This is a genomic window from Clostridium sp. UBA1652, from assembly GCF_002320975.1.
GTDB classification, from domain to species: Bacteria; Bacillota; Clostridia; order Clostridiales; family Clostridiaceae; genus Clostridium_T; species Clostridium_T intestinale.
The window spans coordinates 1-13436 of the sequence record NZ_DCLI01000031.1; the positions used below are offsets into that span (position 1 = coordinate 1).

The window sequence follows — 13436 nt, forward strand, 5'->3', positions numbered from 1 at the left end:
AAAAACGCACTATTATAGATATTAAAATTATTATCTGAAGAATTGATATAAAGTAAATAAAGGAATCTAATGGAGAATTCCTACGGAATCTCCTACAGGGCAGAAGTTAAAAGGAATTTTATGAAGCTTGAGAAGAAGCTTCTACAGTGCATAGGTGCGTAAATGCGCAGGAGCATCGGAAAAGTGGAGCATTTGAAAAGTGAAACATAAGAACATTGGAAAAGCGGCAAGGCGGACTGCAGAAGCATAGGAAAATTTCAAAAGTGGAGCATAAGAGCAGTGCAAAAGTGGCACATTGGGATGCTGGAACATAGGAAAAGTGGAATGGTGAAAAATAGGAGCATTAAAAAAGAGGAACAGCGGAGCAGTGGTATGAATAGAATATTATTAAAAAAGAGTTTATAGGGGAAAAATGATGAAGAAAAATAAAAAACAATATAAAAATAATGCAAATGAAAATATAGAAGAGCTTACACCTAAAAAAGAAGAGTATCCTAAAGGATCTAAGTGGACAGATGGGGAAGTACCTGATGAAAAAGTAGTAAAGGAATTTCACTTAGATGAAAGTTTGATAAACATGGGGATTAATAATGTTCTTAATGAAGAGAATTTAAATATAAATAGTGATAATAGAATGAAAAGTAGGGTGGCTGTTTTAGAGGATGAGGAGTTTTTAATTAGAAAGACTTTTAGTGTCAGGGAATCAACTGCACAAATGTTAAATGAGCTTAAGTTCTTACATCCAAATGTAAATATAAGATTAAACGTAATAATAGATAGTGCTATAAGATATTATCATGAATATATAATAGAACAAGGTGGATTTTAATAAGAAAATAATAGAGAATTTATGGGGAGGAGAGGTGTTAATGAATAGTATAAGTAATAATGGTAAAGAGGCGAGAATAAGAAAAAACTTTGTTGTAAATGAATCTACTGCAAGAATGATTAGTGAACTTAGATTAATTCATCCAGATGTTAATGTGAAATCTAGTGATATAGTAGAAAAAGCTATAAGGTGCTATTACAAATATATAAAAGAAGAGAATGGTAATCAGAAAGAAGAGTTTTAAAAATATTTTTATAACGATTGCATTTCGAGAAAAAGCGTGCTACAATATATTTATCAAAGGATAGTAATCATATTTTATGAGCTAAACCTATTGAAAAATAATGTCATTGTATATTTATCAGAGGATAGTAATCATTTTTAAAAAAGTGAGCTAAACCTATTTATAAGATTTGTGAATTTTTTTGCATACTTATAAATAGGTTTTTTATTTGGAGGAAGGATTTATGAAGATTGAAAAGATTTTAAACAATAATTTCATTGTTGTTAGTAATGAAGGAAATGAATGTGTTGTTTCAGGAAAAGGTATAGCTTTTAAAAAGCATGTTGGAGATTCAATATCAATGGAAAATATAAATCGCATTTATAAATTATCTAATTCTAGTATCAATGATAACTTTCAACAATTAGTAATGAATCTTCCAATGGAATATGTTCAAATAGCTGATAAAATTATTGATTATGCAAAACTACAACTTGGTGATAAGTTAAATGAAAATATTATATTATCTTTAAGCGATCATATTCATGTTGCAATTAAGCGATTTTTAGATGGTTTAGATTTTAAAAATGCAATGTTATGGGATATAAAAAGGTTCTATGAAGAAGAATTCAAAATTGGATTAAAAGCTTTAGACTTTATAGAAGAACAGTTCAAGGTACGTCTTCCAGATGATGAGGCAGGATTTATAGCACTGCACATAGTTAATTCTGAAATGGATGAAAATATTCATAATATATATCAAATAACAAAAATTATGCAGGAAATTTCTAATATTGTTAAGTATCATTTTAGTGTTGAATTTAATACAAATTCTGTTTACCACTATAGATTTATAACGCATTTGAAGTTTTTTGCTCAACGTCTAATTAAAGGTGAAACTTATGATGATGGAAACGATAACAAGTTATTTCAAACAATTAAAAGTACTTATAAATCATCCTTTGAGTGTGTAGAAACAATTAGTGAATTTTTATTAAGAAAATACCAGTATGTTTTGTCAAATGAAGAAAAACTATATTTGACTATACATATAGAACGAGTTATATATAAAAATAAAGATTCAACTATAAAATAATATACTTTAAATATAGCAATGATATATTAAAGATATACGATGTAGGATAGTAACATTAAGTTGGCTAAACCTTCTATAAAAATGAATGAGATTATCTAAGTTCAATTTATTTATAAAATAGGAGGTAAAAAAATTGGGTAAATATGAACAACTAGCTAAAGAAATTGTGAAAAATGTTGGTGGAAAAGAAAATATTTTAGGATTAGTACATTGTGTTACACGTTTACGTTTTACATTAAAGGACGAATCTAAAGCGAAAGATGATGTATTGAAGAATATGGACGGTGTTGTTACAGTTATGAAATCTACTGGACAATATCAAGTAGTTATTGGAAATCATGTTCCAGAAGTATTTAAGGAAGTTTGCAAAGTTGCTAATATAGATGTTAATGCTGATAATAAAGAAAAGAAAAAGATGACTTTAAAAGAAAAATTCTTTGATATTCTTAGTGGCATTTTTGTTCCCCTAAGCAGTGTTTTAGTTGCATCTGGTATGATTAAAGGTATATTAGCAATACTATCAACTTCAGGAATATTGACAGCGGATAACGGATTATATATATTATTAAATGCTGTTGGAGATGCTATGTTCTTTTTCATCCCTATAATGGTTGGTTATACAACTGCAAAAAAATTGGGGTTAAGTATCTTTTTAGGGTTAACAATTGGTGCATTTCTTTGTTATCCAAAGATAAATGGCGCAGACTTAGTTATTTTTGGAATGGCTTTTAAAGCAACCTATACTTCAACTGTTTTACCAGCAATAGTGTTAGTTGCATTGGCTGCTCCACTAGAAAGATTCTTTAATAAAGTAGTTCCAACTGTGATTAAAAATTTCGTAACACCGATGTTAGTCTTATTAATCACACTTCCTCTTGGATATATGGTTATAGGGCCTGCAGCAAATTATCTTGCAACACTACTTTCAAGTACATTAATATCTATATATGGCATTAGTCCTATTGTCTCAGGTTTAGTAATCGGAAGTCTATATCAAGTTATGGTTATATTCGGAATTCATTCAATATTTATAGTTACCATTTACATGAATGTTCTAGGTGGTGTACCAGATCCAAGTTATGCTGCTTTAGGAGTTGCTAGTTTCGCACAAACTGGTGTTGTAATGGCAATTTGGTTAAAGACTAAAAATAAGAAATTAAAAGAAATTGCTTTACCAGCTTGGATTTCAGGGCTGTTTGGAGTAACTGAACCAGCTATTTATGGGGTTACTTTACCAAGAATTAAGCATTTTATTGTTTCTTGCGTAGCAGCTGGAATTGCAGGAGGGGTAGTTGGAGTCCTAGGATTAAAAATATATACAATTCCAGGAATGGGTATTTTCAAGATACCTGGATATATAAATCCAGAAGATTCAATAAACTCATTAATTTTGGCAATAGCTGTTTCGGTTTTAGCACTTGTATTAGGATTTATAGGTTCTATTGTATTATTTAAAGACGATGAACAAAACGATAAGGATAATACAAAAGAGGTAGACAGTAAACAAATAAAAAAAGAAACTCTATTATCACCTATGAAAGGTAATGTAATTCCTTTATCAGATATTGAAGATGATGCTTTTTCTCAAGGTTTATTAGGTAATGGAGTTGCTATTGAACCTACTGAAGGTAAAGTAGTTGCTCCTTGTAATGGAACAATAATGACTCTATTTCCAACAAAACACGCAATTGGAATAGTTTCTGATAATGGTTGCGAAGTATTAATTCATATAGGAGTAGATACAGTTAAACTTGAAGGAAAATACTTTGAATCTTATGTAAAACAAGGTGATAAAGTTAAAGCTGGAGATTTACTTGTTACATTTGAATTGGATAAAATTCACTCAGAAGGATATTCAACAAAGACTCCAGTTATTGTAACAAATTCAAAAGATTATTTAGATGTAGTATCAGTTACAGATAAAAAAGTTAATGCAAAAGATGAACTTTTATCATTATTAATTTAAGGAGCGTGTTTGTATGGGAAAGTTTCCAAAAAATTTTATGTGGGGTGGAGCGACGTCTTCTAAACAAGGGGAAGGTGCTTGGAATATTGATGGAAAAGGACCAACTCTTTTTGACCATGTAACGGCAGGAAGTCACACTAAGGCTAGAAAGTTTACAAGAAATATTGAGCAAAATGAATACTATCCTAATCATGATGGTGTAGATATGTATCATAGATATAAAGAAGATATTTCTTTATTAGCAGAAATGGGATTCAAAATTTATCGTATGTCCATTAGTTGGGCTAGAATTTTCCCAAATGGCGATGATAAAGAACCTAATAGAGCAGGAGTAGAATTTTATCGTAATGTATTTAAAGAATGTAGAAAATACAATATAGAACCTCTTGTAACTATTTATCATAATGATATACCACTTAATTTAGTAGAAAAATATGAAGGGTGGAGTAATCGTAAATTAGTTGATTTTTATGTTAATTACTGTGATGTCATTTTTAGTGAATATAAGGGTTTAGTAAAGTATTGGTTAACATTTAATGAAATTAATTTTATGACTCAGCCTGTTGGACTTTATTTTGCTGGTGCTGTAAAGGAAGAGTTTGAAATTAACTTTTCAACAATGAAATTTGATGATATTTCAAAAAATTATCAAGCGTTACATCACCAACTAATAGCAAGTGCAAAAGCTGTTTCGTTAGCACATAAAATAGATTCTAATAATAAAGTTGGATGTATGCTTGGTGGAATGGTATATTATCCAAGAACATGTTCACCTGATGATATTATTTATGCTCAGAAAAAGATGCAAATAGATAATTATTTATGTGGAGATGTACAGGTTTTTGGTCAATATCCATATTTCTCAAAGAGGTATTTTAAAGAGAATAACATAAAAATAGAAGTGGAACCTGAAGATGAAGAAACTTTAATTATGGGAAAAGTTGATTTCTATTCATTTTCATATTATGCAACTTATTGTGCAAGTGAAAATCCAGAATATCAGTTAACTGGAGGAAATATGAGTATGGGACTTAAAAATCCATACTTAGAAACAAGTGACTGGGGATGGACGATTGATGCTAAAGGGTTAAGATATTTCTTAAATGAAGTTTATGATCGATATCATATACCAATTATGGTTGTTGAAAATGGACTAGGTGCAGATGATAAAGTTGAAGAAGATGGAAGTATTCATGATGTATATAGAGTGGAATATTTAAGAAAACACATTGAACAAATGGGAGAAGCTATTGAAGATGGTGTGGATTTAATTGCATATACTATGTGGTCATGTATAGATGTTGTTAGTGCATCAACAGGTGAAATGAAGAAAAGATATGGTTTCATATATGTTGATAGAGATAGTGAAGGTAGTGGTTCTTTAGAACGTAAAAGAAAAGATTCATTTTATTGGTATAAGAAGGTTATTACTAGCAATGGTGAAGATTTAGAATAGTAGTCTGTTAAAAAGATGAAGAAGTTTGAATAAATATATCTGCTGGAACGATAGATAGATCAAGTCCAGCAGGTATTCTTCTACAAATATTAATTCATTATGGTTAAAGAAATCTTAAAAGACACTTAGTATATTAATTGCTAAGTGTCTTTTAAGATTTTGCAATATAAAGAAAACACCATATTCAAAAACGTGATTGTATATATGAAAAGTGTGATATTATACAGATGTATAAGTTAGAAAGATTAACATAGTATCATTAAAAACTCTTTAGTAACTTTAGGGTTTAGGAGGTAAATATGAGTTTAAAGATTGGAGAAGTATCAAAATTATTGGATTTACCAGTAGAAACTATTCGTTTTTACGAACAGCAAAATATTGTTAGGCCTTCAAGAATAAAAGATAGTAAATATCGTCATTACGAACCATGGGACATCTTTTACTTGGCAGAATGTATGAAATATAGAAGTATGGGTTTCTCTGTTAAGGAAATTTCACGCTTGATGTATGAGGAAAATCTTAATTTTTTAATAAAAAGGATTGAATCTAAGGAATTAAATTTAACACAAGAAATTCAATATAATACTATGAAGATAGAATATCTTGAAAACTATAGAAGGAAATTAGAAACTGTTGCGCTTAATCAAGGAAACTTTTGGTTCTGCAAGCAGCCAGAACGTAAATATATGGTCTGTACTGAGCGTAATGGAAGTCAATATCTTGATTTTGATTATAGAAACACTCTATATGCTGCTTGGATGAAAAAATACCCGTTTATAGATTCGGCTTTACATATTCCATTGGAACATTTATCAAATTTTCACACCATCGACCATGATTTTTGGTCATTTATAGTGGATGCTAGATATGTTCCTGCTCTTGGGCTGCCAATAGATGACTCTGTTAAGACTATTCCACCACAGTTATGCGTGAGCACCATTATTAATGCAGGGGAAAAGGATGAACTCTCTCTTAAGATGATTGAACCTGCTATAGAGTATGTTAATAAATCCGATTTTAGTATTAGTGGTGATATTGTGGGAAGTATATTGGTGCGTGTTCATGAAAATAGCAAGCTGTGTCGTTATATTGAAATTATGATTCCTGTAGAAAAACGTTTGATAAAGTAATTGACTCTGTAGTTACTTCAGGGTGTAAAATTAATTTGTTAAATAAATAACAGGAGGATTATGAAAAATGTCGAAAAAACTTTTTACACCTATGAAGATTAATAATTGTGAGATTCCAAACAGATTGGTTGTTACTGCAATGGTAACAAACTATTGTAATGAAGATGGTACAGCAACAGAAAGGTATATTAAATACCATGAAGAAAAAGCTAAGGGGGGCTGGGGCTTAATCATTGCTGAAGACTATGCAATCAATGAAAATGGCAAAGGATACACAAATATTCCTGGATTGTATAATGATGAACAAATTCCAGGACATAAAAAGTTAGTAGATACAGTTCATAAATATGACAGTAAAATTTTCTGCCAAGTGTATCACCCAGGACGTCAAAGTAATCATTTTGTTAATGGCGGTAAACAGCCAGTTGCACCATCACCGATTCCTTGTGCGTTTTTAAAAGAAATTCCTCATGAATTAAGTGTTGATGAAATTCATGAACTTGTATCTCAATTTGGAGATTGTGCTTTAAGAGCTAAGAAAGTTGGGTTTGACGGTGTTGAAGTTCATCTTGCACATGGATATTTACTAATGGAATTTTTATCACCACATCTAAACAAGAGAGTAGATGAGTATGGTGGATGCTTTAAAAACAGAACTCGTATCGTTAGAGAAGTTTATGAAGATGTAAGAAGCAAGGTTGGTGCTGATTTCCCAGTGACTTGTCGTATATCATCTAGAGACGGATATATGGGTGGAAGAGAGTTAATGGATACTTTAGAGTTGGCTCAATTTTTAGAAGATTTAGGATTTGATGCATTAAATGTGTCTTCCGGTATGTATGGAAGTCATAATAATTTAGATATTGATAGTTTGCAGCATGGATTTGTAGTACCATATGCTGAAAAAATTAAGGAAGTTGTAAATATTCCTGTTATAGTTGCAAATAGAATTACAGATGCTGAAGCAGCAGAAGTCATTATAAAGACTGGAAAAGCTGATTTTGTTGGTATGGGTAGAACTTCACTTGCGGATCCTCACTTACCTAATAAAGCAAAAAATGGAAAACAAGAAACTATACGTCACTGCATTAACTGCAACTTAGGATGTTATGGCGGTATTTTGGGAGAACTTGGACATGTTACATGTTTAGTAAACCCTTCTGTTGGTAGAGAATATGAATTTGACTATAACAAAGTTGAGAATCCTAAGAAAGTATATATTGCAGGTGGCGGACCAGGTGGTATGCAGGCAGCAATTACTGCAACTAAAAAGGGCCATGATGTTACATTATTTGAAGCTAAAGATTGTCTAGGTGGACAATTTTTATCAGCAGCATACCCACCAGGAAAAGGAGAGTTAACTACATTCACAAGCTGGTTAATTCAAGAAATGAAAACATTAAACGTTAAGATAAAATTAAATACACCACTTACTAAGGAAATAGTAGAGAAAGACAAGCCTGATACAGTTATTTTTGCTGCAGGTGGTAATCCTATAGTTCCTCCAATTAAAGGTTCAAATAAACCACATGTGGTAGTAGCTGAAGATGTATTACTTGCTAAAGTAGATACAGGAAATAAAGTTATCGTTATTGGTGGTGGAGAAGTTGGTGTTGAAACTGCTACTTTCATTGCAATGAAAGAAAATGGATCTGTATCTATAGTAGAAATGTTACCAAATATTCATGAAAGCTTGCGTTTAAAGAAATTATTAAATGAATATGATGTTGAAGTTAATGTAAATACAAAATTAGCTGAAATTGCAGACAATCATATTATTGTTGAACAAGGTCCATTCAAGAAAGCAATTGAAGCAGATACAGTAGTATTATCCTTAGGATATAGACCAAACAATACTTCATTAGAAGAAATAAAAGAAGTGTGTAATGATGTTAGAGTTATCGGTGGAGCAGTAAAGACTGGAAATGCTTTAGGAGCTACAAGAGATGCATTTGAAGTTGTAATGAGCTTGTAATCATACAAACTCTATCTTTATAAGTGAGCTGTTAAGATCAGTTAATTAGAAATTTGAAATAATACATATATTACAATTGCTTCAAATTCTACTGATCATCTATTTATTACCCCTTTGAGTACCTTAAATGTTAAAGAATTAGCATTTGGAGGTGCTCTTTTTATAGCAAAGCAATTTTGAGTATTAAAAGATAAAGAGGAAAATAATAATTTAAAGTTAATGTAGTTCTTATGAGATAAGAAATAGTAAAAACCAAAATCACTGTAATTACAACTGATAGAAGAGATCTTTCGTTAAGAAAGGATATGAAATGCAAGATGTAGCCATGTTCTAATGAGCAACTTGAAAAAATAGTTTGAACTTATTAAGTTAACGAAAAAGAATTTTCGAGAAATAGCTCATTAATTCCATAATAATTATAAAATGTTATAAAAATATAGTATAAATCCAAATTATAGTATAATATTAAATGATAAATTATATTTGATTTATCATTTAACTTAAGAATAGAGGTGTTTTATGGAAATAAAAATTGTAAAAGGAAGCATGAATTATATAGATGATTGTGAGAAGGCTTTGATAAATTCTGAACTTGGAAGAAGATATTTTTCAAAAGAAGGAAGTGCTCGAACAATGTCGTCAACTTAAGGAAATATGAAAAATTAATAAAAAAACACTTGACAATAGGTAAGAAAAATGAAGCCTTGCTATAGATATTAAATTTATAGTGAGGTTTGATTTTATGAAAAATACTAAAGTGCTATCTCAAATTTTAAAGAAAACAAACGAGTTAATTGTTTCTAGTGATTTTAAAGAATCATATAGCTTGGGAAACTCATTCTCTAGAAAAAGAAAATTATCCTTCTCTAATACGATATACTTTATTTGCTCCGCATTACGTAAATCTATAGCTACAGAAATAAGTGATTTTATTGAAGATCATACATATTTAAATTTTCCTCATATATCAAAACAAGCATTTTCTAAGGCAAGGCAGAATATATCAACTGAAGCATTTAAGGAATTATGCAGGCTATTTGTTGATTCTTTTTACAAATCCACAAAAACTCTTAAGAAGTGGAATGGATTTAATATACTTGCCGTTGATGGAACAAGTTTACAAGTTCCAGATACGGCTGAATGTGGTGAGTATTTTGGATTAAGTAGTAATCAGAACAAAACAAGAACTGCTATCGCATCGGCGTCAGCTTTGTATGATGTACTAAATGATATTATAGTTGATTCTAAAATCACAAAATACAGAACAAGTGAAAGGGATTTGGCTAAACAGCATATAGAATCAATAGGTGATAAAATTTCACTAAAAAATAGTATTGTAATTTTTGATAGAGGCTATCCGTCATATGATATGTTTGATTATTTAAATAGTAAAGGTCTATGCTTTTTAATGAGAGTATCAAGCTCTTTCAAACTTGCTCAATCTACTGAATCCCATGATTCTACCATAGAATATAAGTTAAATGGGGAAATAAAGAAAGTAAGAGTATTAAAGATTAAACTTTCTGATGAAATAACTGAGGTATTAGTGACTAATATGTATAATAAGAAAATTACACCGATGGAATTTAAAGAACTTTATTTCATTAGGTGGGGAATAGAATCTAAATACAAAGAGCTTAAAAGTAGTATTGAAATAGAAGAATTTTCTGGAACTAAGCCAATTGCAATTGAACAAGACTTTTATGCATCTATTTATCTATCTATGGTTGCGTCGCTTATAAAGAAAGATGCCGATGAAGCGATAGCAAATCATAATATGGATAAAAACTTAAAGTCAGAATATCAGGCAAATAGAAATTTTATATTAAGTAAAGTTTTGAAAAAGATAATATCGATGCTGGTAAAGCCTATTTTAGGAAAAAGATTATTAGAAAGTATATTAGAGAAGGCTAAAAAAATACGCTCACAAATACGTCCAAACCGTAGTCATGAGCGAAAAAACAAACACCCAAGGAAAAAGCATCACTCTCAAAGAAAATCTTGTATATAAGTTTATAAAAACTAAACATTTCCAAAATCTACTTTCCCAGTAGGTTTATTAATTATACCATTTTTTAAACTAAATTGACTACTTAATCTCAAATTCATATAAAATTTCTTTGGTGCTATTGTTCTAAGTTGACGACATTGAGTGCTCGAAAGGCATTAGAAGAAGGATTTTCTAAAGAAGAAATATACATAGCTATCGATGATAATAACAGTTGCAAGGGATTTATATGGTATATTTTGAATGGAATCTTTCACTCATTCCCCTTCCTACATATTCTTGCAGTAAGTGAAGAAAGTCGTGGACATGGAATAGGAAAAAAACTACTAAAGTTTTTTGAGGACATGTGCTTTGAAGACTATAAAAAAGTATTTTTATTAGTTGCGGACTTCACTCCAGAGGCTAAAGCATTATATGAGAGAATTGGATATATTGAAATTGCATCTATACAAAATCTATATAAAGAGGGTATCACTCAAGATTTAATGATGAAATTAAGAGATGAGAAAAATAGTAGTATAATATAATAGAATTTTTTTAATTTGTAGAAATTATTTTAGATGGTATATTGTTTATTTTAAAATTACCATAGGATAAAAGTTCCTCTGGTAATTTTAAAATAATTAGAGTTTTAGTTAATTATAGAATAAATGATTTATTTTCCAGCAACAAATCCACTATCAATTGGGATAATTGTACCATTAATAAATTCAGAATCATCTTCAAATAAAAATGATACAACCCTAGCAATTTCATGTGGTTGACCTAAACGACCTATTGGATTTGATAGGCACCATAATGCATATTCTTCTGGCTTATGTTCCTTAATTGGAAGAACAAGTTCTGTTTCAATTGTACCTGGAGCAATAGCATTTATAGTAATATTATCTTTAGCATAGTCCAAAGCAGCTGCTTTTGTTAAACCACATACAGCATGTTTGCAAGCTGTATAAAGAGCCATTCCTTTTGAAGCTACAAGACCTGAACCTGAGGCTGTATTTACTATACGTCCAAAACCATTTTCTTTCATCATATTAATTTCATGAATCATACATAACATATATGCTTTAATATTAATTCCTAAAAGTTTATCTATTTCATCTTCATTGACTTCGCCAAATGGCTTTGATAAAATACCAAATCCAGCATTATTCATTGCATAATCTAAACGACCATAAGTTTCTTTGATAAAATTAAAAGATTCAGCAATTTCTTTAGAGTCAAATAAATTACACTTTATATATATAGCATCACCACCTAATTCCTTACAATGTTCAATTACTGAGTTAGCCTTGTCATCTTGAATGTCTAATATGACAATTGTTAATCCTTTCTTTGCTAATTCAAAAACAATAGATTTTCCAATACCACTTAATCCACCTGTAACTAATGCGATTTTTCCTTTCATTTTCACGTAACCTCCTTTTACTTTATAGGAGAATGATAAACTTCGTTGTAACAACGAAGTCAAGAATAATTTTTAATTAAATTGAATAAGGAACAATGATATAATGATTTATGAGAAAGTAGTTATTAGTAATTAATGTGATATTTGAAATTAATTTTAGAATATAGGCGGTTTAAAAATATATTGATATATATAATTTCCTAGTTTTCTTATAGAGGTTGTTATAGATTTTTACATAGAACTAATCATGATGAAGATAAAAAATAATATAACTTTGAATTTAGAGTTAAGCAAGGAAGGATTAATATGAAATACACAGCAAAAAGTCTATGCGAGTTTTTAAATACTAACAGGGAAACATTAAGACATTATGAAAAAATGGGGTTAATACATCCTGAAATAGATATGAAAAATCACTATCGTTATTATAATGACTTGGATGTAGAAACAATTGCTGAATGTAGAAAATACCGTTCTCTAGATTTTTCTATTAAAGAAATTAAGAAAATAAAGAATGTTGATAAATTATCATCATATACGTCCATCATTGAAGAAAAGCAAAAATATTATGAGAAACAGTCCATTTATTATAAAAAACTGGCTATAAAGAATAAAGCTAATTTAGAAATGCTTCATTCAATTAATAATATTAAAAATCAATTTAAAATTGAAGAAATGGATGATATATATTTATCACTTGCTTTTGATAATATTAATGATTTCGATGAAAATAAAAACAAGTATGCTAATTTTGCAAGTATGCTATTGAATGATTTTGCATTTGCTGATTTTTCTATTTTAATCAATATGAAAGATTTTATTTTAAAGAAAAAGAATTATATAGGAGGAACATCATTTACTTATGATTGGGTTAAATTTTTAAATATTTCAGTAGATAATATGATGCATATTAAGAAGGAAAAAACAATAACTACTATTATTACTATTAATGAAGATTTAACATTTAACTATGAAGAGTTTAATGATATTTTAGAATACATAGAAAATAAAAATATAAAAATAAATGGTGATATTTTTATAACTCAAATAGCAAAAATTACTCATATAAATAGTAAAACTAGATACTTTAAGGTATGGGTACCTATATTAGAATAGTAATATAAAAGAATAGTAATATATATAAAGACTTAGTTTATATAATCTTATACTATGTCTTTTTTGTTGTAAATAAATACAATTTGATAAATTGAGGTAAATTAATGTATTATGATATTTAATAATATTTTATATAAAAATATAAAAAATACTAGATGTGTATAAAAAAGTACATACATATAGTGATAAAAATCATAATTTGATATACACAAACAATAAAAACAACATA

Annotated in this window: 12 protein-coding genes; 11 read left to right on the forward strand and 1 reads right to left on the reverse strand. The window is 29.2% G+C overall.

The window, feature by feature from the left end:
- The first annotated feature begins 415 nt into the window (after window positions 1-415).
- The 10 genes from B3N22_RS04620 to B3N22_RS04665 all read left to right on the forward strand — a co-directional run bounded on the left by B3N22_RS04620 (window position 416) and on the right by B3N22_RS04665 (window position 11210).
- Window positions 416-829 carry a hypothetical protein gene (locus tag B3N22_RS04620; protein WP_238902821.1) on the forward strand — a complete coding sequence of 138 codons (414 nt, stop codon included), beginning with the start codon at window positions 416-418 and terminating at the stop codon, window positions 827-829.
- A 40-nt stretch (window positions 830-869) separates the two neighbouring features.
- Window positions 870-1073 carry a hypothetical protein gene (locus B3N22_RS04625; RefSeq protein ID WP_238902820.1) on the forward strand — a complete coding sequence of 68 codons (204 nt, stop codon included), beginning with the start codon at window positions 870-872 and terminating at the stop codon, window positions 1071-1073.
- 223 nt (window positions 1074-1296) lie between these two features.
- Window positions 1297-2148 carry a BglG family transcription antiterminator LicT gene (gene licT, locus B3N22_RS04630; RefSeq protein WP_238902819.1) on the forward strand — a complete coding sequence of 284 codons (852 nt, stop codon included), beginning with the start codon at window positions 1297-1299 and terminating at the stop codon, window positions 2146-2148.
- A 133-nt stretch (window positions 2149-2281) separates the two neighbouring features.
- Entirely contained in the window at window positions 2282-4114 is a 1833-nt protein-coding gene (locus B3N22_RS04635) for a beta-glucoside-specific PTS transporter subunit IIABC (RefSeq protein ID WP_238902818.1), read from the forward strand.
- Between the two features lie 13 nt (window positions 4115-4127).
- Entirely contained in the window at window positions 4128-5570 is a 1443-nt protein-coding gene (locus B3N22_RS04640) for a glycoside hydrolase family 1 protein (RefSeq protein ID WP_238902817.1), read from the forward strand.
- Window positions 5571-5869: 299 nt separating this feature from the next.
- Entirely contained in the window at window positions 5870-6700 is an 831-nt protein-coding gene (locus B3N22_RS04645; RefSeq protein ID WP_238902816.1) for a MerR family transcriptional regulator, read from the forward strand.
- Window positions 6701-6767: 67 nt separating this feature from the next.
- Complete coding sequence (locus B3N22_RS04650; protein ID WP_286905200.1) at window positions 6768-8675, forward strand: NAD(P)/FAD-dependent oxidoreductase; 1908 nt, start codon at window positions 6768-6770, stop codon at window positions 8673-8675.
- Between the two features lie 519 nt (window positions 8676-9194).
- On the forward strand, window positions 9195-9323 hold the full coding sequence (locus B3N22_RS04655; RefSeq protein ID WP_286905201.1) for a hypothetical protein: 129 nt from the start codon (window positions 9195-9197) through the stop codon (window positions 9321-9323).
- Between the two features lie 94 nt (window positions 9324-9417).
- Entirely contained in the window at window positions 9418-10686 is a 1269-nt protein-coding gene (locus B3N22_RS04660) for an IS4 family transposase (protein ID WP_286905202.1), read from the forward strand.
- A gap of 137 nt (window positions 10687-10823) precedes the next feature.
- On the forward strand, window positions 10824-11210 hold the full coding sequence (locus B3N22_RS04665) for a GNAT family N-acetyltransferase (RefSeq protein ID WP_286905203.1): 387 nt from the start codon (window positions 10824-10826) through the stop codon (window positions 11208-11210).
- Window positions 11211-11338: 128 nt separating this feature from the next.
- Here B3N22_RS04665 and B3N22_RS04670 read toward each other — a convergent pair whose 3' ends face one another.
- On the reverse strand, window positions 11339-12091 hold the full coding sequence (locus B3N22_RS04670; protein ID WP_238902813.1) for an SDR family NAD(P)-dependent oxidoreductase: 753 nt from the start codon (window positions 12089-12091) through the stop codon (window positions 11339-11341).
- Window positions 12092-12397: 306 nt separating this feature from the next.
- Here B3N22_RS04670 and B3N22_RS04675 point away from each other — a divergent pair, with 306 nt between their 5' ends.
- Window positions 12398-13207: a MerR family transcriptional regulator gene (locus B3N22_RS04675; protein WP_238902812.1), complete on the forward strand. Its 810-nt coding sequence runs from the start codon at window positions 12398-12400 to the stop codon at window positions 13205-13207.
- The last annotated feature ends 229 nt before the right edge of the window (window positions 13208-13436 follow it).